General features: G+C 46.6%; 22 protein-coding genes. 15 read left to right on the top strand and 7 right to left on the bottom strand.

Going from position 1 to position 20,313, the window contains the following annotated elements; genetic code table 11:
* Window positions 1-46 precede the first annotated feature (46 nt).
* The 5 genes from AB3R30_RS08795 (at window position 47) to AB3R30_RS08775 (ending at window position 4,961) form a co-directional block, all read left to right on the top strand.
* Window positions 47-1,972: a DUF3685 domain-containing protein gene (locus AB3R30_RS08795; protein ID WP_458648800.1), complete on the top strand. Its 1,926-nt coding sequence runs from the start codon at window positions 47-49 to the stop codon at window positions 1,970-1,972.
* Between the two features lie 280 nt (window positions 1,973-2,252).
* Window positions 2,253-2,612, top strand: a complete 360-nt coding sequence (locus tag AB3R30_RS08790; RefSeq protein ID WP_458648799.1) for a hypothetical protein — start codon at window positions 2,253-2,255, stop codon at window positions 2,610-2,612.
* A gap of 88 nt (window positions 2,613-2,700) precedes the next feature.
* The gene (locus AB3R30_RS08785; RefSeq protein ID WP_458648798.1) at window positions 2,701-4,128 is read left to right on the top strand and encodes a hypothetical protein; all 1,428 of its coding nucleotides are present in this window, start codon (window positions 2,701-2,703) and stop codon (window positions 4,126-4,128) included.
* Window positions 4,129-4,489: 361 nt separating this feature from the next.
* The gene (locus tag AB3R30_RS08780; RefSeq protein WP_458648797.1) at window positions 4,490-4,714 is read left to right on the top strand and encodes a hypothetical protein; all 225 of its coding nucleotides are present in this window, start codon (window positions 4,490-4,492) and stop codon (window positions 4,712-4,714) included.
* Complete coding sequence (locus AB3R30_RS08775) at window positions 4,683-4,961, top strand: type II toxin-antitoxin system RelE family toxin (RefSeq protein ID WP_458648796.1); 279 nt, start codon at window positions 4,683-4,685, stop codon at window positions 4,959-4,961. The genes AB3R30_RS08780 and AB3R30_RS08775 overlap by 32 nt, the downstream gene beginning before the upstream one ends.
* 6 nt (window positions 4,962-4,967) lie before the next feature.
* Here the strand turns inward: AB3R30_RS08775 and AB3R30_RS08770 are convergent, their stop codons facing one another.
* Both AB3R30_RS08770 and AB3R30_RS08765 read right to left on the bottom strand, forming a co-directional pair.
* Window positions 4,968-5,111, bottom strand: a complete 144-nt coding sequence (locus tag AB3R30_RS08770) for a hypothetical protein (RefSeq protein WP_458648795.1) — start codon at window positions 5,109-5,111, stop codon at window positions 4,968-4,970.
* Between the two features lie 90 nt (window positions 5,112-5,201).
* A complete protein-coding gene (locus AB3R30_RS08765) occupies window positions 5,202-5,378 on the bottom strand; it encodes a hypothetical protein (protein WP_458648794.1) in 177 nt (58 codons plus the stop codon).
* Between the two features lie 69 nt (window positions 5,379-5,447).
* Between AB3R30_RS08765 and AB3R30_RS08760 the strand changes: the two genes are divergently transcribed.
* Window positions 5,448-6,614: an MFS transporter gene (locus tag AB3R30_RS08760; RefSeq protein WP_458648793.1), complete on the top strand. Its 1,167-nt coding sequence runs from the start codon at window positions 5,448-5,450 to the stop codon at window positions 6,612-6,614.
* Window positions 6,615-6,710: 96 nt separating this feature from the next.
* On the opposite strand, the gene AB3R30_RS08755 is transcribed toward AB3R30_RS08760, so the two are convergent.
* From AB3R30_RS08755 to AB3R30_RS08745, 3 genes are all read right to left on the bottom strand, one after another.
* Complete coding sequence (locus AB3R30_RS08755) at window positions 6,711-8,441, bottom strand: sensor histidine kinase (protein WP_458648792.1); 1,731 nt, start codon at window positions 8,439-8,441, stop codon at window positions 6,711-6,713.
* A gap of 276 nt (window positions 8,442-8,717) precedes the next feature.
* Window positions 8,718-9,269 carry a peroxiredoxin-like family protein gene (locus AB3R30_RS08750; protein ID WP_458648791.1) on the bottom strand — a complete coding sequence of 184 codons (552 nt, stop codon included), beginning with the start codon at window positions 9,267-9,269 and terminating at the stop codon, window positions 8,718-8,720.
* A 175-nt stretch (window positions 9,270-9,444) separates the two neighbouring features.
* Window positions 9,445-10,041 (bottom strand): peroxiredoxin, encoded by a 597-nt coding sequence (locus AB3R30_RS08745; RefSeq protein WP_458648790.1) that lies wholly within the window; start codon window positions 10,039-10,041, stop codon window positions 9,445-9,447.
* Window positions 10,042-10,545: 504 nt separating this feature from the next.
* On the opposite strand from AB3R30_RS08745, the gene AB3R30_RS08740 reads away from it, so the two are divergent.
* Entirely contained in the window at window positions 10,546-11,361 is an 816-nt protein-coding gene (locus AB3R30_RS08740) for a Tic22 family protein (protein ID WP_458648789.1), read from the top strand.
* A 63-nt stretch (window positions 11,362-11,424) separates the two neighbouring features.
* The gene (prmC, locus tag AB3R30_RS08735) at window positions 11,425-12,366 is read left to right on the top strand and encodes a peptide chain release factor N(5)-glutamine methyltransferase (protein ID WP_458648788.1); all 942 of its coding nucleotides are present in this window, start codon (window positions 11,425-11,427) and stop codon (window positions 12,364-12,366) included.
* 14 nt (window positions 12,367-12,380) lie between these two features.
* Here prmC and AB3R30_RS08730 read toward each other — a convergent pair whose 3' ends face one another.
* On the bottom strand, window positions 12,381-13,166 hold the full coding sequence (locus tag AB3R30_RS08730; RefSeq protein WP_458648787.1) for a class I SAM-dependent methyltransferase: 786 nt from the start codon (window positions 13,164-13,166) through the stop codon (window positions 12,381-12,383).
* A 50-nt stretch (window positions 13,167-13,216) separates the two neighbouring features.
* Between AB3R30_RS08730 and AB3R30_RS08725 the strand changes: the two genes are divergently transcribed.
* Together AB3R30_RS08725 and AB3R30_RS08720 are read left to right on the top strand one after the other, a co-directional pair.
* Entirely contained in the window at window positions 13,217-13,783 is a 567-nt protein-coding gene (locus AB3R30_RS08725; protein ID WP_458648786.1) for a zinc ribbon domain-containing protein, read from the top strand.
* A 311-nt stretch (window positions 13,784-14,094) separates the two neighbouring features.
* Window positions 14,095-14,724: a TMEM165/GDT1 family protein gene (locus AB3R30_RS08720; protein ID WP_458648785.1), complete on the top strand. Its 630-nt coding sequence runs from the start codon at window positions 14,095-14,097 to the stop codon at window positions 14,722-14,724.
* Here AB3R30_RS08720 and AB3R30_RS08715 read toward each other — a convergent pair.
* Window positions 14,717-15,619, bottom strand: a complete 903-nt coding sequence (locus AB3R30_RS08715) for a tetratricopeptide repeat protein (protein WP_458648784.1) — start codon at window positions 15,617-15,619, stop codon at window positions 14,717-14,719. The two genes, AB3R30_RS08720 and AB3R30_RS08715, sit on opposite strands and share 8 nt — an antisense overlap.
* A 196-nt stretch (window positions 15,620-15,815) precedes the next feature.
* On the opposite strand from AB3R30_RS08715, the gene AB3R30_RS08710 reads away from it, so the two are divergent.
* The 5 genes from AB3R30_RS08710 to AB3R30_RS08690 all read left to right on the top strand — a co-directional run bounded on the left by AB3R30_RS08710 (window position 15,816) and on the right by AB3R30_RS08690 (window position 20,311).
* Window positions 15,816-16,922 carry a molybdopterin-dependent oxidoreductase gene (locus AB3R30_RS08710; protein WP_458648783.1) on the top strand — a complete coding sequence of 369 codons (1,107 nt, stop codon included), beginning with the start codon at window positions 15,816-15,818 and terminating at the stop codon, window positions 16,920-16,922.
* A 202-nt stretch (window positions 16,923-17,124) separates the two neighbouring features.
* Window positions 17,125-17,985, top strand: coding sequence for a cyanoexosortase A (gene crtA / locus AB3R30_RS08705; RefSeq protein ID WP_458648782.1), 861 nt, complete (start codon window positions 17,125-17,127; stop codon window positions 17,983-17,985).
* On the top strand, window positions 17,978-18,655 hold the full coding sequence (locus AB3R30_RS08700) for a cyanoexosortase A system-associated protein (protein WP_458648781.1): 678 nt from the start codon (window positions 17,978-17,980) through the stop codon (window positions 18,653-18,655). The genes crtA and AB3R30_RS08700 overlap by 8 nt, the downstream gene beginning before the upstream one ends.
* Before the next feature lie 63 nt (window positions 18,656-18,718).
* Window positions 18,719-19,402, top strand: a complete 684-nt coding sequence (gene hpsJ-A / locus AB3R30_RS08695) for an HpsJ-like protein, cyanoexosortase A-associated (RefSeq protein WP_458648780.1) — start codon at window positions 18,719-18,721, stop codon at window positions 19,400-19,402.
* A gap of 150 nt (window positions 19,403-19,552) precedes the next feature.
* A complete protein-coding gene (locus tag AB3R30_RS08690; protein ID WP_458648779.1) occupies window positions 19,553-20,311 on the top strand; it encodes an SDR family NAD(P)-dependent oxidoreductase in 759 nt (252 codons plus the stop codon).
* Window positions 20,312-20,313 lie beyond the last annotated feature (2 nt).

Raw genomic sequence — 20,313 nt, 5'->3', positions numbered from 1 at the left:
GGTAAAAGAGGCTAGAGAGTAGATTCAATTTTCAATTTATTGCCTGATGACTTCTCAGCCTGCTGCAACGCTGAACTTAATGGTAGTGGAAGACGACCCGGTGTTTCGCCAAGGTCTAATCACCAGCCTCAATGCCTATCAAGATTTGCAGATTGCGTTAGAGGCATCAGGTGAGACGGCGATCGCAGGGCTATTGCAGTGGTTTGAGGAAGGGCGATCTCTGGATCTGATCTTGCTCAGTTTAGATCTCGGTGCCGCGAATGGCGTAAATACCGGACTAACGCTGTGTCAACAACTCAACGCTCGGTATCCCAAAATTCCAATCCTGCTACTCAGCACCCTTCCTGATCCGGCAGTGCTGGCTGCGGCATTGCAAACAACAGCAATGGGCTATTGTCAAAAAGGTACACCAACGAGAGAGATTGTTCTGATCATCCGCCAAATTGCCGCCGGGTATCCTAACTGGACGCAAGGAATGCGGAGCATCGCCCAAGCCTTAACTCAGCCTACCGTGCCGAACTCTAGTCCATCCGCTCTCGTCTCGCCTCCCTTGACCGCGCTAGATGTGATGCGGCGAAACATGCGGCTGTCTGGCATCCAGCAAATTGATGCCGCGATCGCCCAACTCAACGCCCAACTGAGCCGCACCCATCTTTCTGTACTGGATCAGCTATTTCTCACTGGGCGCAGACGTGAATTGCAAACCGCTCGTTGGGTGGTTAATCGGCTGCTAACTTCAGAAGCAGAGCGATTGGTAGATCGATTAACAGCCTTGTCTGGAGTGCCACAAACAAATCAGCCAACAGGGGCGCGATTCGTGAAACGTTCGCGAAGCTTTCCGCCGGACTTCCTACGGGAATCGCAGCCTACCCCACAGCCCACTTTGACAGCCTCCGCGATCGCGCTCAGCGCGACGAAGTCGTTCGCCCCAATCATCACACTAACGCCTTACACCAAAATCAGCGGAGAAACGGCTTCAGCCGATACCCTACGCAGCATTCAGTCATCCCTACTTGATGCAACCTTTGCTAAGCTGCAAGGTGTTTTACATAATTTGACCGCTTATCCACTGGAGATTGATATTCTCAATAACGACAAAAAGCATGAACTGCTGGCGATCGTCCTGCGTCAGCTAGAAGAGCTATTAAACGATCTGCGATTTTCTAATCTTGAGCTAGCGCAACTTCCAGCCAAGCGCAGCATCGTACTACGAAATCTTTGGCAAGCAGCAACGAGCGATTTTTTTGGGCGATATACCACCTTAAGCTTGAGCAATTTTCCCACCGAACCACTACAGCCGCCGACTGTTGATGTGGTGGAAGTGCTGCTACTCGATGTGGATGTAGTTCAAGCCAATATTCTAGATAAAATTCCTGCTGTTGATGATTTCTTGGCGCATCTGCTATTTCAAACTCCATTGATGATTGACAATACCACTCATGTCGTCGGTTCGATGGAAGCCATGGCGCGACTGGAAACGTTACTCGAAAATATCATGATTCAGGTTGCTAATGCAGTCATGCAACCATTGCTCAATCGATTTGGAGACGCGATCGCAATCAAGCAAAACTTTTACGATCGCCGCCTGCTCTCCATCCGTGAGATTGAGCGATTTAGAAATAATCTTTCCTGGAAATACCGTGTAGAACGCTTAGTGGGTGAACCTACTGCCATTTTTGAAAGTCGCCATACCCTATTTACATTAAACTCTCAAGGCATTACTCAAACCTCCATCTACGCACCCCGAAATCAAGAGCTTGCCGATTTAACCGGAGTTCGGCTTGCAGTCACCCTAGCATTGGAAACACGAGACGCGATCGCCCCTCGTTTGCAATCGGCAGTCTCTTTTGTCGGCAGTGGCGTGGTCTATGTTCTCACGGAAGTCATCGGGCGCGGCATTGGTTTAATTGGACGCGGCATCATCAAAGGCATCGGCAATGCCCTACAAGACACCCGCTTTAGCCGCCGGTAACCTACAGCAGATTTATTGTCTGCTTAATCACCAAAACAGCATATAAAACTTCAGTCTATCTACCCAATATTAGGCTGTTATACAGAGTTTTCTGCATAATCCCCTAGTTTGGATCGTTATGCGGAAACCTTTACTCTAATAAATTGTTAGGCTGCTTCATATCTTGATACAGAGCATTTTTGTATGCTGTCGGTATTTACAGAGAAGCGTTTGAATGTTATTTACGCGTGTATGTGCTATAAATTGGCAAAATTCTGAATTAAACAGGATCACTACCAACATGGAATTAACTGTACTAGCTTTACAAGCAGTAAACATTGCGCTCTATGCGCTCGACAAGGCTTCAGGCGGAGTTTTAGAAAAAGCTGGAGCAGATGTTTTAGGTTTTTTGTCGAAAAGATTTCAAGGCAAACTTCAAATCGAAACATCTGAACCAAAACTTTTAGAAGCTGCAATTTTGAGTGAAGCCGAATGGGACAGAAAGTTTCAAGAAGATCTCGAAAGACTTGTAACTCATTATCAACAGGTTCAAAATACCTCCCATGTTTCTCAGAGTACTGAATCAGGTGTCAACATCAATGTTGATAAGAATTCAGGGACAGTTGTGGGGCAGCAGGTAGGGCAGCAATTTTTTCGTTAATCAGTTTTTTGACCTCAAGAACTCAGATTTAGAACCTAATAGAAACTTATTTAAGAAACTCCTTAACTACATTAAAGTCGTTGTATTTTTGCTATGTTCGGTCTTCTTCTGGATTTTATTTGGCTGGCTAGCTGATTATTCATTTCCCTTTAGTCAAGCATTAGAGTTATCTCTTGCATGTTTCACAGGTACTATTTCAGCGAAAATCAACGGTTTACAACAGCAATTACAGAGAACAGATATAATTGCTCAGCCAGATAATACACAGCAAGTTCAAAAGCTAAATAATTTAGAGTCTCAAGCATGGCTATATAAAGGCATTCTGGAACGTCTTGGTTTAGATCCGTCCGTAAATCATGAAAAAATTGCTAAAACACTTGAGGCGTTAGAGTATAAAAGAAGCGAAATCTTGCAAGAGCTTGAGCCTCGAAGACCCCGAAGTTATCGTGTCTTAGCCGGAATACAGGATTCTGCTCGTGATTTCTTGGCTAGTCAGGCAGAGAAAGATTATGAGCAACTTGAAAAAATTGTAATTAATTTAGTTCTCTTCGCAAATAGCAGACAACCCTCACAAGTTATTCTTTCAGACGTAATTGACAAACTAGCGACCGAAATAGCACAAAGCTCTGACCAAATAAGTCCATATCGCCTTCGTCTTGCTTATAAGATAGATGAATTAATAAAGGCTATATCATCAAACTTAATTTTAGGCTCTACTGGTTCTAAAACCGACAGTGGCTATCAATCCCTCGTCAGCGAGTTGCGCTCTCGAATCGAGCTTTTATCTGAGCAATTCAATAGTTTACTTAAAGCTAGGCAAGAAAGTGAAGCCGAAGTAGGCAGGCATGTAAAGGAAATTTCTAGCCTCACCCGTAATATTTCTGATTTATATAGAGCTATATCTAATCGTGATGCTGACGTAGCAGCTTTACGCAAGAATACTCACGAGCTAACGGAATTAACACACAGGAAACAAAACCAGATAAATAATTTACAAGATTCAATATCTGGACTGCAAAGAGATATTCAGATCTCAATAGAAGTTGATCAAAGAAAACAATCTCAAATCAATTATTTACAAAGCCAAATATCTCAACTAAATCAAGAAAAGCAAGATCTCCAGCAAAAGATTCAAGACACAACTAACTACGTTCACAGAAAGGAATCGGAAATTGCAGATTTGCAGAGTGAAAAATCTCAATTTGATCTTCAAAGATTAGAGTCGCAGCGACAGTACCAGTTGCTATACCAAAACTATCAGCAGAAGCAAGATGAGCTAGCTCGCTTAAAGAAAAAACTAGATGACCTGTCTACAAACAATCAATTTAAACTCCAAGATTCTATCTACACAAAATCCCAGCCGTCTGTCAAGCCGGTTGCAACTAAACCAACAATCACAGTAGAAGAGTGGAAACAGATCTCTAATCAAAGTGCATACGTATATGTCAAGGGATATCATAAACAAAATGGCACTTGGGTAGATGAGTATTATAGAAGACCACCGAAAAAGAGATAACGGTCAAATTAGTAAGTATTTAGTAGTCCAACAACTCGGTTAGAGCAGATTAAAATGGTTGGTTAGTGTTGTGATAGAGATTATTTGTAGCCGATCAACTACAACGTTATTTAGTTCTAGCAAGAATTTTGGGTGTAATAAGGTTTCAATGAGTTGCTTTCATACGGTTTGAGTACATATGAATTTCTGAAATCATCTAACTTTTAGAAGATACTATAAAGCGATCGCGTTTTAATTGAGCGATCGCCTTCCTATTAACCTGCAAATTTTTAACAACTGCATTAGTTGAGCAACGCGATCGCCCCAAATACCATAGCCGTAATAAAAATGCGAGACTATTGGTGAGTTAAAGTAAAAGAAAATGGAAATTCAAGAGCTAAAAGCCTTAATCAAAGAAAGTGTTCGAGAAGTATTGCGAGAAGAAAGACTGTTGCTCTGTCAGGTTCTCATGCCCTACGTGAGTGATGAAGAACAAGCAGAAATCGAAGCTGAGTTTGGTTCTCCTTCAGAGTACGGCAATGACGAATTAGTTGATATGACAAATTGGGTCAAACATGGCGGTCAAATTTCGCAAGCAGGCAGTTAAGTTTTTGCAGAAGGCGACCCCTGAAGATGCTGCCAGAATTCAAGGTCAACTCAGCCAACTTCTTATCGCCATTGAGGAACAAGGCATTATTCCATTTGCCGATCTCGACATCAAAAAGATGAAGGGAGAATGGGAGGGGTTTTATCGGCTGCGGGTCGGCAAGATTCGAGTTATTTTTACAGTCAGTCTTGATTCTGCTGATCTTGAGATTTACACAATTGGTGCTAGAGGAGATGTCTACAAATAGTGTGGACTACTGCATCAGTTGAGCCGCGATCGCCCAACATCTTAGCAAGGTCTGATATGGCTTCTTCAATTTTGGCGTTGCTGAATCGAGATATGAAATTCGTAGGGGCAATCCCTTGTGGTTGCCCTTCATCTCCGTCAGGGTAGGCACAAGACCTACCCCTACAGTCAAAAATCATGCTTCTATTCAGCAACGCCTCAATTTTCAATCAGCCTTACTGTCTTAATCTTCTAAATAAATTCACAGTCCCCGTGCAGTTTTGGCTAGAGTGCTTGCTGGATTGCCAGCCGCATATCGGGAGATCGCCCCTTCACAAAAAACTGCGATGACCCTACACTCCGCACTCGGTGTTTTCTTGAACTGTACTTGCCCCAGCCACCGTAACTGTATCTGGACAAATTCTGTAGAATTCGGCATGATGGCGGTCTTACTTATTCATCGTGCTAACTCGCGATCGCGTCACCTGTGAACCCAGCTAAAAAAACTGTGCTTCTGCTTGCCCTTTGTCAGGCGATCGCCATGACAGACAGCATTATCTTGTTTACCACTGCGGCATTGATTGGCTCCAGCCTTGCCACCGATAAATCCCTGGCGACTCTACCGCTAGCGATTTTGCAACTGGCAACCATGCTGACTACGATTCCGGCAGCCTTCATTTTGCAGCAGTGGGGACGGAAACTCGGTTTCATGATTGGTGTGCTGATTGGGCTAATGGGCGCAAGTTTGGCAGTCTACGCCATTTTCACAAGTAGCTTTGTCTTATTCAGTGGGGCAACTTTGCTCTATGGCATCTTTAACGGGTTTGTGGGGTATTACCGCTTCACGGCGGCAGATGTGGCAACGGAAGCCTTTCGCAGTCGGGCGATTTCCTTTGTGATTGCGGGAGGCATCATTGCTGCGCTGATCGGTTCTCCCTTGGCAATTTGGACAAAAGACTGGCTACCCGTGACGTTTGCAGGCGGGTTTGTCGCGATCGCCCTGCTCCAAATTCTGACGCTATTGATCCTAAGCCAGATCGATCTGCCACCAGCATCCCGACAAAAACAGCAGGAAGTGGGACGCAGTTTAGGCGCGATCGCGCAACAGCCTGTGTTCGTTGTGGCAGTGTTGGGCAGCATGATCGGCTATGGCGTAATGGCACTGTTGATGACGGCAACTCCATTAACCATGGTTGCGCTACATCATCCCTTTCCCACAGCCGCTTCGGTGCTTCAGTGGCATGTGCTGGGCATGTTTACGCCATCGTTGTTCACGGGATATTTAATTGCTCGGTTTGGTGTGTTGACAATTATTTTGACGGGCATTGGATTCAATGGGCTATGCATTGCCATCAATCTAGCTGGCACTACTGCACCTCACTTTTTTGTAGCACTATTGCTACTGGGCATTGGCTGGAACTTGATGTTTATCGGCTCCACCACATTGCTCACCAAAGCCTACGCTCCTGCTGAACGGGCGAAGACCCAAGCGACCCACGATTTCCTCATGTTTAGTTTTGTGGCATTCACCACGTTTCTGTCAGGCAGACTGCTGAATGAGTGGGGCTGGGCGATCGTCAACTACACTGGATTGGCTCTAATTGGCATTGCCTTGATTGCCTTGCTATATTTGCGGCAACATCACTATGAACAACTCTTAGGGACTAGCAAGTAAATAAGGTATTGATCAGGTCGAGGAAATTAAGATAGCCCATTTAGGCAAGGTTTCAGAACGCTGCCAGTGTTGGCTCTCAAGGTAGTTGTTGGCACTCTATTTTTGAGCGAGTCCCTTGGTTTTAGGATGTTTTAACCAAGTGAAATAGAAAGTTGTTCCCTGATTAGGCTGTGATTCTAGCCAGATAGACCCGCCTTCCGTTTCAATAATTTTTTTGACAATCGATAATCCGATTCCCGTATTTTCTTGCTCATCACGGGCTTTTAAAGTTTGGAAAATCGTAAAAATTCGTTGATGATAGTTCGGATCAATTCCAGCCCCATCATCCGCGATCGCAAACTTATAAACAGACCCTTCATCTTGCACTGAAACAGTCACGCTGCCATCAGCACGAGGATGATGCTTAATCGCATTTCCAATTAAATTAGAAAAAACTTGGCTTAGTAGTAAGCGTTTAGTCGTCAGAGTTGGCATTCCAGGCTCAATTGTGATCTGAAAAGCAGCGGGCGGCGCAAGCGAATCAACAATATCTGCTAATAGTTGTGTAATGTCAACAGGTTCAATCGGCACCTCTTTTCGTCCCGCACGGGAGTATTCTAGAAGCCCATTGATTAAAGCTTCTAATCGATACACGCGAGTTCGCATTAGTTGAAGCTGATGCTGGTTTGCTTCAGGAACTTGATCCCCCAGGTCTTCTTCAACCCACTCTGATAGGTTTGCGATCGCCCGTAACGGTGCTTTCAAATCATGAGACACCACATAGGCAAACTGATCTAACTCTTGATTTCGATCTTTTAGTAAAGCCGTGGTTTGCTCCAACACAGCATTCAGTCGAGTTAGCTCCGTTGCTCGTTCTTGTAATGCCTGTTCAGCGTGTTTGCGGTTTGTCATATCCAAAACCATGCCCACCATCCGGACAGGCTTCCCCGCTGCGTTATATTCTCCCCGCCCAAAGGCATTAATCCAACGCTCCGTGCCATCAGCCAATTGTAAGCGATATTCAAAGCTGTAATCTTCGTGGTTAGCTAAGGCATGATGAACAGCCGCTTCCACCTGTGGCAAATCGTTGGGGTGAACGCGGCTTGCCCAATCGTCGTAGGTATGATTGGGAGTTCCTGTTTCATAGCCAAAAATGAGTTCATGATAGGGAGTCCAGGAAACGTGATTGGTCGTCAGATCCCAATCCCAAGACCCCATTTGGGCGGCGTTCAGGGCTAAGGTGAGTTGATCGGCATAGGTTTGAATTTCAGCTTTAGCACTTTCTGCCTGCGCTCTTGCTTCCTGTTCGCGGTTTAATAAATCTTCCATTTGGCGATTGGAGGCGGCGAGTTGAGCCGTGCGATCGCTGACCAATGCCTCAAGTTGGGTTTGATACTGTCGGAGTTCAGTTTCAATGCCAAGCCGTTCAGAAATTTGAACTTGTAGCGCCTGGTTTGCTTGCTCTAGCTGAGCCGGACTGGGAATCGCCAAAGCAAGGGGAATTATCGGAACGAGTTTAATGGCGGTAAAAACAGACACCAGTGCCGTAATTGCCTTGAGGCTCCCCGCTAGCCAGTAGGTTGGGTGCCACAGCGTCCACACTGCCATTAGGTGAGTCGTGCCACACGCCACAATAAAGCTGCCAAATAGGAGAAAAATCCAATTAAATGGCAAATCACTCCGTCTTCTCACAAAGTAAAGCAGCGTGATCGGAATGGAGTAATAGGCGATCGCGATCAACGTATCCGCAGAGATATTAAGCCAAACTAGACCAGGCTTCCACAGGTAACAGTGTCCATGGGGAATAAACGATCCAGTCCCAAACAAACTACTCCAAAATTCCACCATAACAATTACTATGTTCACGAATAAGAGGATTGCTGAGGCAAAGGGAGAGGGTTATGAAGATTGCTCCTAACGCTGCTTTACCTAACTCTTTAAAAACTAAGCCAAACAAAAAACCTCCCTTTTGTCTACTCTCCTAAGGTATGTCTGTTAGTCCGTGGGAAACTAGCGATCGACACGGGAATCAGACACGGGAAGTATACTTTCAGTCTATCTAACGCGATGTATGACTTTCCTGAAAATTTTGATGTGAGGTCTTTAGTTACTGGGTGAGACATTCTACTGCTTTACTGTCTTTTTAGCTACTTGTAAAAGCGTGTCCACACTGGCATTATGATCCAAAAATGAGAATAAGTGTTTGTAGTGAAGCCGCCCTTGCTGATCAAGCACAAATTGGGCTGGCAATGGTGCCCCTAGTGCTTGCCCAGTATGATATTCCTGAAAAACTTGACAGCCGGGGTTGCTCAGCAAAGGCATTTTTAAGCCGAGATCTTGCGCCACAATTTTGCTTTGATGAAGATCGGTGCTGGTGATCATCAAAAGTTCGATGTTGCGATCGCAAAACTCCTGATAACGATCATTCAAGGCTTTGATGTGGGGAAAGCAAAATGGACAATATTGGTTTTCGGTAAAGATGCGCGTAAACGCTAAAATTATCGGCTTTTGCTGGCGAAAACTGGATAGCTGAATTTCCTGATCGTGGGTCACATTGGGCAGCACAAAATCAGGAGTGAGCATTCCAGTGTTCAAATCATTGCTAGCCGGAATGGGCAAAAAGTTTTTAAAGAAGCGATCGCTGAGCAATCCGCTAAAGTCCGTCGAGGTTAACATGGGGCTAAAGTTTGAGAAAGAGGAAAGCAGCTGGCATTTTCTATTATGCAAAAAACTTTCCGCTGTTAGCATCCAATCATGCCAACTTGTTTTGCGGCAATGAGCGATCGCTGGACAATACACAAAAAGAGGGTAAACAATGCTTACCCTCTTTCCTACATCTAACCCGTCAGTCTTAGACTGCGGCAAAGAATTCTTTAGACTTCACCGGATCAGGATTCATCGTTGCATCACCAGGTTGCCAGCCAGCAGGGCACACTTCATCAGGGTGAGACTGCACATGTTGAAGGGCTTGCAGGGTGCGAAGGGTTTCATCCACACTGCGACCAAACGCAAGATTATTGATGGTGGAATGCTGAACTACTCCGTCTTTGTCGATGATGAACAGACCGCGTAGGGCAATTCCGTCATCGGTCAACACATTGTAAGCGGCACTAATTTCTTTCTTAATGTCAGCTACAAGGGGATAGTTCAAATCGCCCACACCACCCGACTTGCGATCGCTCTGAATCCAAGCGAGGTGAGAAAATTCGCTATCGACTGATGCGCCTAATACTGCAGTATTGATGGCTTTGAATTCGTCGTAGCGATCGCTAAAGGCTGTAATCTCAGTAGGGCAAACAAAAGTGAAATCCAGCGGATAAAAGAACAAAACAACATACTTGCCGCGATAGTCAGACAATTTGATCGTCTTAAACTCTTGATCAACGACTGCCGTTGCGGTGAAATCAGGAGCAGATTGCCCAACTCGCAAGCATCCTTCTTGAGTCATGAGAGGTAGTCTCCTTGAGAGTGCGGTGTTAATTTTGATCAGCCCAGAAACCAAACAGCCAAGCATAGATGCAATATCCACACGCTTGATGACCTGTTCGTTACGAACTGCTACGAGTATATCATAGTCATAACGATTTTGAGTAAGGGTCGATTCAGTCTTGTTGAGTAATATAGAATTGCAGGGAACTTAATAGAAATTCTCAAGTCCTTAATCGAAAGCTTTGGTGCAACTTGAATAACTTGTCTTTTATATTTTGCTGTTAAGCCAGTAGGTTTTTTATGAAGGGAGAGTATTAATACCTGCTCATGGTTCTATAATGTTGCGATGAATTTAGAAGTACGATTAACTATCCTAGGGGTTGGCTATAAAGATTCCTAGTTTAGAAAAGTTCACCTGTGTCGTTGCTATGCCTGATAGCGCTAGCCCTATTCGACAAGCTTTTAGTTAGATAGATCTGTTCGTCTTGTTTGTAACCCTTTTATTTTGATGCTAGGAGCAGTCATGAAGTCATTAATTCGCTGGAGCGCGACTGTGGGTCTCGTGGGTAGCACCCTAGCTGGGTCGCTGCTAATGGGCACTTTGCAAGTGTTGGCGTTGACGCAGGAACAAATAGTTCAAAAACTGCGCCCAATCCCTGTTTTCACCATTGCTAACTCGGATGGCGCACCTTTAGTAGCGGCTCCACCCAGTGGGCAGAAAGGCAACCCTGTTGCGGGAGTTTTTATCACTCAGCAGGATGCTCAAGCTTTTTTGGATGGACTCAAGAACCGTAGCCCTGAAGTTGCCAAGAATGTCCGTGTTGTGCCTGTGTCGCTGGCAGAAGTCTACCAACTGAATCAAGTTAATAAAGAAAAGAAAGAAAAGCTAGAGTTTGCCTTTGTGCCCTCGCGCCAACAGGTGACTACGGCTCAAGCCTTAGTGAAGCAAAGTGAGAAGAAAGATCAGCAATTTACAGGAACGCCGCTGTTTGTGGCGCGAGGGGGTGCTGAGAAAGGCTACCTGACGATTCAACAGGGCAACAAGTCAGTTATTCCGATGTTTTTCAAAAAAGAAGAGCTTCAATCCTTGATGGATCGGTTTAAGCAGCAAGATCCTAAAGTTGCTTCCACTTTAGAAGTTCAGGTATTGAATTTAGAAGGAGTGATTGAAGTATTGAGAACCAAAAATGATCCTCAATTAGAGCAGATTGTCTTAATTCCGCCGCGTGAGTCGATGGAATATGTGCAAACTTTGTTGGAAAACAACAAAAAGCCTGGGGCAACTCCAGCCAAGCCGCAGGTGGCTCCGGCTACAAAGCCTGCAACTCCTAAAAAATAGGCAGACTCAAGGGGTAAAGAGAGCGGTGTAGTATGATTCAGCTTGCTGCGCTCTTACTTTTTTATGTCTGATGCCAATTTAGATCCTCGATCCTCGTTTTCTACCCAGAAGCGAGGATTTTTTGCGTCTGGGCAAGCGGTTTGGCAGTGGTGGCAGGAGGCGCAAGGGGCTGCGATCGCCGCAAATATTCCCGTGGAGGAAGCGACTTGGCTGTTGCAGCAATCATCAGCGCTGTCTAACCTGGATATGCGGTTAGAACGCTTCAAAGATCAGCCCCAGATTGAATTAGTGATGCCGTTAGAAGAATTAGTTCAGCGCTGGCAGCAACGCATTCAGCAACACACGCCTGTGCAATATTTGGCAGGCACTACTCCTTGGCGAAACTTTCAGCTTACAGTGTCCAGCGCCGTCCTAATTCCGCGCCCCGAAACGGAACTGTTGATTGATCTCGCCCTCCGCCTCTCGCCCCTTGCCTCTTGCCCCTCGCCCTCTCATTGGACTGACCTTGGCACTGGCAGCGGCGCGATCGCTCTGGGATTGGCAACCGCGTTACCCCATGCCACGATTCATGCCGTGGATTGCAGCCATGAAGCATTGGCGATCGCCCAATTCAATGCCCAAGCGTATCGGCTGACGGAACGCATTCAGTTTTATCACGGAGTTTGGTTTGAACCACTCGCCCATCTGCAAGGCTGTCTTGATGGAATGGTGTCCAATCCGCCTTATATTCCCAGCCAAATGGTATTGGAACTGGAGCCAGAGGTTACCCAGCATGAACCTCACTTAGCCCTAGATGGCGGCAGCGATGGATTAGACTGCATTCGTCATTTAGTGGCAGATGCTCCTGACTATTTGCGATCGGGCGGTATCTGGCTAATCGAGCTAATGATGGGGCAAGCGGCTAGTGTAGTTGACTTGCTGTGGGCAAATGGGAACTATCGCGATGTGCAAATTCATCAAGACTTAGCAGGCATTGAGCGATTTGTGTCTGCGCTCCGCATCTAACACTTTGCATCCCATCAAGCTTTTTTACCGAAAATCATCACATGCTGCTGGGGCAAAAAATCTTTCGTTTCTAGCCAGTTTAAGCCCACGGATGCCAGTTCTTTTCGGGCTTGGCGTTGGGTCATCTTGTGCAATGGCTTGATTGGCACCAAAGGATTTTCACCGCGATATTCTACCAGCACTACGCGCCCACTGGGTTTGAGGGCTTGGGCGATCGCGCTCATCATTTCGCGGGGATGGTCAAACTCGTGGTATGCATCGACCATAATCGCCAAATCAACACTTGCAAGAGGCAAATTTGGATTTGTCACGCTGCCTAAAACAGACTCGACAGTCTCAATCCGCTTCTCTTGTTTCAACCCATTCAAGATCTCAATCATTTCCGGCTGCACATCTACCGCTAGCACCTTACCGTTTGGTACTAAAGTCGCCATCCGAAAGCTGAAATAGCCTGTACCCGCGCCAATATCTGCCACTACATCTGTTGACTTTAGGTTCAAGGAATTAATTAACTGCTGGGGGCGTTCTTCTCGTTCGCGAGTGGGGCGTTCTAGCCAACCTGCGCCCAAATGTCCCATGACTTGGGCAATTTCTCGCCCCATATAAAATTTGCCAATCCCATCAGGGCTATGATTAGCTCGCTGCTCATAGGTTGAGCCAGTTGATGAATTAGCGGTTGGATCAACATTTGTGAACGCGATCGCATCCAAAATTTTGTTGCCCATGGGCGAAAAAGTTAGTCCAAGGGCAACAACTAACGCCAGCAGCAGCACTCTTCTTAAGGTTTTTTTTACAGTCATCTCAGTCCTGGGATTTGTACACTAGAGCGAACAAGCAAGGGAAAAAGCTCATGGCATATAGTTGTGACTTAGGCAGCGGACAGCGGCTTGATCTGAGCAATCAGGGCACACAAACCACGATCGCGATCGCTAGCAGCAGTATCGGACAACAACAGCAGTCAAGCAACAGCTTGCAAACCGGTGCATGGATTTCTCCTCCTGAAGTCTACCGAACTTCTGAGGGAGTTGTAGTCAAGCTGCAAACCGACGCTGGAAATCAGTTTATCCAAATTCAGGGCAGTCACATGAGCCTATCCGCTACGGCTCTGCCCTTCAGCACTGCGGAAAAATTATCTGTGCAGCAAACTAATATTCCCGCTTCTACCCTGCCACCCATGCCATCTATGCCCCCCATGGAACCAATGAAACCCATGCAGCCAATGACGATGGGCACGATGCAAATGAATTCAAAACCGATGGCAATGACGATGGGCGCTATGGAAATGCGGATGGGATCAGAGTCTGGGGCTGCAAACACGACACCCCCTACTCCCATCCGGCAATTTTGCACTCAGTGTGGCACTTCGGTTAAGCCTAGCGATCGCTTTTGTGCGAGTTGCGGTCACCAACTTGGGTAAATGCTGATACAATCAGAACGGTCTGAAGGGGAGTAGCTGCTGGTTTTGCCAGCCCATCTGAATCAACATACTGGCGCAAAAGCCTGGTTCAGATGACAAATAGGATGGTTTGCAATCAAGTTTTAGCGATCGCGGTTTCTGTTTGAAGAGTACTTCATAGCAAACAGCCAGCTAACCTAACGTTGTTAACTTCATAAAGCCTTTTTGCAAGCGAGACCTTCACTAAGTTCACTGTTGAGTGAGCTTGGTGGAGTCGTTTATCTCTAATCAAGCTCACGCTGCACTTGCACGTTTGATTAGGAATTTGAAAAATGTTTGCTGGTTTCACCTCTGGCTTTTTATTAGTTGGGCTGTCTGAATTAGGCGATAAAACTTTTTTGATCGCGATGTTGCTGGCAATGCGTCATTCCCGTCGCCTAGTGTTTCTAGGTGTAGTAGTAGCGCTAGCAATCATGACGATTCTGTCAGTTTTAATGGGGCAAGCGATTTCACAACTGCCAAAATATCCCATCCATCTTGCAGAAATTACCTTATTTATTGGCTTTGGACTAAAACTTTTATACGATGCGTGGAAAATGTCTCCTCAGTCAATCGGTAGCGAAGTAGCAGAAGCAGAAGCCGCGATTCAACAGTCTACTTTGAAAGTAAAATCTGGCACCGCTTGGAGAGTGTTTCTAGAAGCATTCACCCTCACCTTTATGGCAGAGTGGGGCGATCGCACTCAGTTTGCCACGATCGCCTTAGCCGCGTCTTACAATCCTTGGGGCGTGATGATAGGTGCCATTGCGGGACATACGCTATGTGCGGCGATAGCAGTCATTGGCGGACGGCTCGTTGCCGGACGCATCTCCGAACAAACCATTACTGCCCTAGGTGGCGGTCTGTTTATCGCTTTTGGTATTGCTGCCGCATTGGAAGGTGTCCCGAAAGGACTTACTTAGACGACGGCACTGGAGCGATCGTCGGTTTCACAGTTGGAACGGGGGGAACTCCAGGCGCTGGAGCTACGCCACCTGGTGCCGCAGGAGCGCCTGTTGCCTGCTGATTAATTTGGTCTTTGAATTTGGCGGGGGCAAGCTCAGCCGCTTTCGCAAACAGCGGTTTTGCTTCGTCTAATTTGCCTTGCTCTTTTAACACAGCGGCTTTGCCATAGACGGGGCGGAAGTCTTGTTTGCTGGTTTTAGCGGCTTCGTCATAGATGGCGATCGCTTCGTCATACCGCTTGCCAGTCGCGTATACACCCCCTAGCAGCACTTGAACGGAGGTGACATCCACAGCACCGGGCTGCACCTGATTGGCTTGAGTCGCAGTCTTCAGCGTATCTTGCAACAAACTAACCGCTGCTTCGGGGCGATTTTGCTCTACTAGCAACCCAACCAACCCTTGCAGCGCCATAATTTCTCCAGGCTTGGTGGTCAAAATGGTGCGGTAGGTTTGGGCGGCTCCTTCGCGATCGCCAGTCTGTTGTTTTGCCTGTGCTAGCAACACCGCATAATATGTTTCGTTGGGGTTGAGCTTCGCTAATTTTTCTAACGGCGCGATCGCCCCTTGCACATTGCCCAAGGTTAACTGCGTTTCTAGCAGCCCTCTCAAAGCCGTGGGGTTTTCAGGCTCTCGTTGCAGCACCGCCTCATAGCCCTTCGCCTGTAGCTCCAACTCTTCCTTTTTCACCGCTGGGCTTGCCGAGGCTCCAGGGGTGGGCGAACTCGCAACCGGAGCAGCTTGATTACTCGGAAACAATCCGCTCAGCAGCGGCGCGATCGAAATCCCTAAAAAAGCCAGTAGTGCCAGCCCCATCACAATACTAACGAGCCAGCGATTGCTCCGTTCAGTCACAGCATTAACCCTCGAACTCCAACGCCAATCATTATGAACCAGAAATGAAATTTAGCAAGGAAATAGCGCTTTTCTTTGCATCTAATTTTCTTTGCATCTAAATTTTCTTTGCATCTAAATTGCTACATGACTGCTCACCACTCCCTACTAGACCTATCATTATTTCTTTACAGTGTTTTAACTAGCAACGTTTTAGGTGGAAGCAGGCGTTTCAGCCCATTATCCAGCAGAGGAATTCAACATTGTGAAGCGGCGACACCTTTTGAAACGAGTTTTGCAGGGATCAGGGGGGATGATTGGTGCGAGTCTGCTGGCAAGTTGTGGAGAGCGGGCTTTAGATAGGCTATTTTCGCTCGATTTGGCAAATCCCGCAGAACGCTTGCCTGACCATCTGATTACGTCGCTAAGTGAGTTTTATGTTCAGTCCTATGCTTTGCCTGCCAACGTGGACACAGAACGGTGGAGATTGCAAATCATGGGCGCAGTGGAAATGCCTCTAAATTTTTCCTATGGGGATATAGTGGCGGCACCTCAAGAGTTTTTTCACTTAACAATGGAATGTATTGGCAATCCAACTGGGGGAAATTTGATTGGCAACGCGGAATGGACCGGAACGCCGTTGCTCCCGTTTTTGCAGCAGGCGGGGGTGAAGCCTGAAGCGGTGGTTTTTGTACTGCATGGAGCCGATTATTATGAGACGACGTTGCCTGTTGCGGAAGTGATGCGATCGCAGGTGCAGTTGGTCTATCAAATGAATCGGGCACCGCTGACTAAAGAACATGGCTATCCAGTTCGATTAATTGTGCCGGGATATTTTGGGCAAAAGCAGCCGAAGTGGTTGACCAAAATTGAGGCGATCGCAAAATCCAAAAAAGGATATTGGGAGCGGCAAGGCTGGTCAAACACAGCAGAAATTCCAATCCATGCCTTAATCCAGCAAGTTGAAGAAAGCCGCGTTTGGAATCAGCGATCGCAGGTAACCATTCCCAAAAATGGTGAAACAGGATGGAAGAATGGCATCTTAATTGCAGGAGTTGCGATCGATCATGCCAATCCCATTCAACAGATTCAAATCAGCACCGATGAGGGAAAAACTTGGCAAACCGCTGAGCAAAATCAGCCAGCTTCTCCCCATGAGTGGACATTGTGGCGCTATGGATGGCAACCTACCCAGCCGGGACGCTATACCCTGCTTGCCCGTGCCCGCACTAAAGAAGCCACTCAACCCTTAGACGACACCAATTCCAAAGATGGAAGCTCTGGAGCCTTACGCATTCAAGTTGACTTAGCCCAACAGACCTAGTTGCCTTTCTGTCTTGTGGGCTACCCTTTGAATTAAGATTTTTCTAAAAGGCGATCGCCTCGATTCTCAGGGGAACTCTTTCTAATAGGAGTTATGCATTTTGACCGAAACCTCGGAGGTTTGCGTAACTCCTATCTCAATAAGTTGATAAGCCTATATCGGAAGCTCTTCGGAAGCTCTAACGTTGCTGAGTTGATTACTTATGGAATGGTCACAAACCCTAAAAGAGCCAAAATATTGGCTATTAGCCTTGGTTGCAGCACTGGCTGCGATTCATCTGACGTTGCTCAGTCGGATCGATAATTCAGAACTATTTGCAACTTGTCTGTTGTTTTGGATTGCCGCAGGTTCACTGATCTGGGATCGATACCAGACTTTAAATCTTGAAAGTAACTGGATTGCCAGTCTGCTTGGAGGCTTGATTGTAATTGGCATGATTACCAGAGCAAGTTTATCGCCCGACTCAGTTTCTTCTGCTTGGGCGCTGCCGTTGGTAGCAGGCTTAGGCACCGGATTACTGGCTTCAGGGTTCAAAGGGCTAAGGCAGTACTGGCGGGAGTTTATTATTTTTGGTCTGTTAGCGGTGTATCCTCTGCTACGGCTGACCTTGGAAGCGATCGATTTGTCAGAAATCACAGCAAAGGCAGCATCTTTTATGTTGTGGTATTCTGGGTTTCCAGTCCGGCTACAAGGAGTTTTCTTGCAGTTGCCCAAGGGTCGCGTGGAAGTCTATGGCGCATGTTCTGGCATTCAAAGTATTCTCCAATTGCTAAGTATTTCAATCTTGTTTTTGCTAATGTTTCCGTTGCGATCGCATGTTCAAAAAGGGTTGTGCATCGTGGCAGCAGTAGTCATTGGCTTTGTGGTGAACGCTTTGCGCGTCGCACTGATGGCAATGCTCACGAATTCAGGTGACAAAAGTGCGTTTTACTATTGGCACGAAGGACAGGGTTCTTTAATTTTTTCGGCGATCGCGGTTCTCATCTTTGGGGTGTTCTGCTGGTTCTTTTTCTTGCGTAAACCCGACCAGAAACCAGATTCAGGAGCCGAAAAAAATGCTTAACTTAACCTGGAAACCGATGCGCCTGTCTCTACTGGCACTCACAACGACTGGGACATTGCTGGTTCTAGGAAAATTGCTGACATTACCAAAAGTAGATAAAGCTGCGGCTCAGCCAGTTAACACGCTACAATCGGCAGTGCCTTTGCCGGGATGGCAATTGCTGACTCATTCTGAACTGAAGGCAAATAAGGACTCTCGGTTTGGTCGGAGCTATCAGTTTCAGCAGGACAACACTCGCCTAAACGCCGACCTACACTACATGACCAGCGATGGCAATGTGAGCCGCTATCTATTTGTCTACAGCCCTATTTATACGGCAAATGCTAATCTCAAAGTGAAGTATCAACCCGAAACTGGCTTTTATGGAGTGTTATCTGACAAAGGGCAGGCTTTCTTAACAGCCTGTATTAACCCGCGTGGTAAAAGTACCGTGACAGAGCAGCAGTTTACTCACAATCGCTATGCTTACGATTTGCAACCCAATCGACTTTTACCCTGGGTTTTAGGTAAAGAATCGTTAATTGATCGGCGGTGTTTGTGGACGGTATTATCGACTCCTGTGCAACCAAACACTACGCCTGAAGCTTCCGAAGCAGCGGCTTACAAAACGTTGGAAACCACCTGGATTTCATGGCATCAATGGTGGCAAACAAACTATCCACCTAATTGATTGTTCCTAGGTTTTTTGATTTTATCTTGAACGAATTTTACATTTACTGGGAGATGCTGAGCGATGGCGATATCAAGTGGTGGTGATGCAAGCGAAAATCTTTCCGTTTATCGGTTGCGTTGGGTTGGATATGGGTTGCTGTTGTTTGCGCTGGTCGATACGGTTCATTCGTTTGCGATCGCAAACCCAGCCGATCCTCGCTTTGGGATTAACCTGATTGGACAGTTTGTGGAACGGGTAGTCGTGCCATTGTTGGGGTTTGCGCTTGTGTTTTTTGGCGAGTTTTATGGACGAAAAGCACCCGAAAAACTAATACTTCGCTTTTTATCCTGGCTGTGTCTGCTGTTGGCAGTTGCATACTTTCTCATGATTCCACCGCTACTGCTGCAAACTTTCGGGTTGAAAAGCCAAGTCAATGCAAAAGCAAAAGAGTTTGAAACCGCCCAGCTTGCCCAGCTTAAAAAAGTAGAAGATCAGCTTAAAAGCAGCAGTCCAGAGGATATTAAAAAAATCGCAACTCAGTTAAGTTCCATGGGGGCACCGGTCGATCCCAACAAACCCGATGCAGTTAAAACCCAAATTGAAGGGCGAATTAAATCGATGCGTGACCAAATTCCTGCCCAAGTGCAACAACAAGTGAGCCAATTTAGAGGATTGACGCGAAATGCCGTGAAATGGACTCTTGGAGCCGTTATTTCTGGCGTGTTGTTTATCTATCTTTGGAAGAGTAGCCGCTGGGCAAGATAGGAAGTTTTGAGTTTTGAGTTTTGAGTTTTGAGTTTTGAGTTTTGAGTTTTGAGTTTTGAGTTTTGAGTTTTGAGTTTTGAGTTCTAAATTGTGGGGAGATGGACAATGCCAATCTCCCCTATTTTTTAAATCAAGGATGAGCTTTAGGTTGTGAATCAGGAAATAGAGAAAGCTCCGCAAGTTGCGGCATTAGTGGTTGGGGCAGGTCAGGGGATTGGGCTAGGATTTGTGCGCCAGTTATTGGAGGGCGATCGCGCCACTCCTCTTTATGCCACCTATCGCAATCCCGATTCTGAGCTATTGCAGATTGCAGATTCCCGGCTGCATTGCTTGGCACTAGACACGACAGACGAAACCCAAATTGCCGCCGTAGTGCAAAAAATACAGGTAGAAACATCAGCATTGCACTGTGTAATCAACTGCGTTGGAGTGCTGCATGATGGCACTATGCAACCCGAAAAAAGCCTGCGTCAACTCAATGCTGACCAATTACTGTACTATTTTCAGGTGAACAGCATTGGCGCAGTGCTGCTAGCAAAACACATTCAACCCTTGCTCAAACACCGCGATCGCGCTTTATTTGCCACGATTTCTGCAAAAGTAGGCAGCATTGGCGACAATCAACTAGGCGGCTGGTATGGCTATCGAGCGTCTAAGGCAGCGCTGAATATGTTTATGCGAAATGTGGCGATCGAATATAAGCGCACCTGTCCACGGGCGATCGTCGTCACCTTGCATCCCGGCACCACAGACACCGAACTATCGCGCCCGTTTCAGCGCAATGTGCCCCCCGAAAAGCTGTTCTCGGTCGAGCGTACCGTTCAACAACTGCTCACCGTCATCGACAGCTTACAAGAAACCGACAGCGGCGAATTCTTTTCTTGGAACGGCGATCGCCTGCCCTGGTAGCA

Origin of the sequence: Sivoneniella epilithica UHCC 1019 (assembly GCF_040830845.1) — a bacterium.
In the GTDB taxonomy this organism is placed as follows: domain Bacteria; phylum Cyanobacteriota; class Cyanobacteriia; order Leptolyngbyales; family Leptolyngbyaceae; genus ULC077BIN1.
The sequence above is the reverse complement of the archived record's forward strand: the minus strand, read 5'-3'. Positions and strand labels throughout refer to the sequence as shown.

Excerpts from the sequence above, each read along its gene's own strand:
- AB3R30_RS08795 (WP_458648800.1), top strand. The coding sequence starts at position 47 with ATGACTTCTCAGCCTGCTGCAACGCTGAACTTAATGGTAGTGGAAGAC.
- AB3R30_RS08790 (WP_458648799.1), top strand. The coding sequence starts at position 2,253 with ATGGAATTAACTGTACTAGCTTTACAAGCAGTAAACATTGCGCTCTAT.
- AB3R30_RS08780 (WP_458648797.1), top strand. The coding sequence starts at position 4,490 with ATGGAAATTCAAGAGCTAAAAGCCTTAATCAAAGAAAGTGTTCGAGAA.
- AB3R30_RS08775 (WP_458648796.1), top strand. The coding sequence starts at position 4,683 with ATGGCGGTCAAATTTCGCAAGCAGGCAGTTAAGTTTTTGCAGAAGGCG.
- AB3R30_RS08765 (WP_458648794.1), bottom strand. The coding sequence starts at position 5,378 with ATGCCGAATTCTACAGAATTTGTCCAGATACAGTTACGGTGGCTGGGG.
- AB3R30_RS08755 (WP_458648792.1), bottom strand. The coding sequence starts at position 8,441 with ATGGTGGAATTTTGGAGTAGTTTGTTTGGGACTGGATCGTTTATTCCC.
- AB3R30_RS08750 (WP_458648791.1), bottom strand. The coding sequence starts at position 9,269 with ATGTTAACCTCGACGGACTTTAGCGGATTGCTCAGCGATCGCTTCTTT.
- AB3R30_RS08745 (WP_458648790.1), bottom strand. The coding sequence starts at position 10,041 with ATGACTCAAGAAGGATGCTTGCGAGTTGGGCAATCTGCTCCTGATTTC.
- AB3R30_RS08740 (WP_458648789.1), top strand. The coding sequence starts at position 10,546 with ATGAAGTCATTAATTCGCTGGAGCGCGACTGTGGGTCTCGTGGGTAGC.
- prmC (WP_458648788.1), top strand. The coding sequence starts at position 11,425 with ATGTCTGATGCCAATTTAGATCCTCGATCCTCGTTTTCTACCCAGAAG.
- AB3R30_RS08730 (WP_458648787.1), bottom strand. The coding sequence starts at position 13,166 with ATGACTGTAAAAAAAACCTTAAGAAGAGTGCTGCTGCTGGCGTTAGTT.
- AB3R30_RS08725 (WP_458648786.1), top strand. The coding sequence starts at position 13,217 with ATGGCATATAGTTGTGACTTAGGCAGCGGACAGCGGCTTGATCTGAGC.
- AB3R30_RS08720 (WP_458648785.1), top strand. The coding sequence starts at position 14,095 with ATGTTTGCTGGTTTCACCTCTGGCTTTTTATTAGTTGGGCTGTCTGAA.
- crtA (WP_458648782.1), top strand. The coding sequence starts at position 17,125 with ATGGAATGGTCACAAACCCTAAAAGAGCCAAAATATTGGCTATTAGCC.
- AB3R30_RS08700 (WP_458648781.1), top strand. The coding sequence starts at position 17,978 with ATGCTTAACTTAACCTGGAAACCGATGCGCCTGTCTCTACTGGCACTC.
- hpsJ-A (WP_458648780.1), top strand. The coding sequence starts at position 18,719 with ATGGCGATATCAAGTGGTGGTGATGCAAGCGAAAATCTTTCCGTTTAT.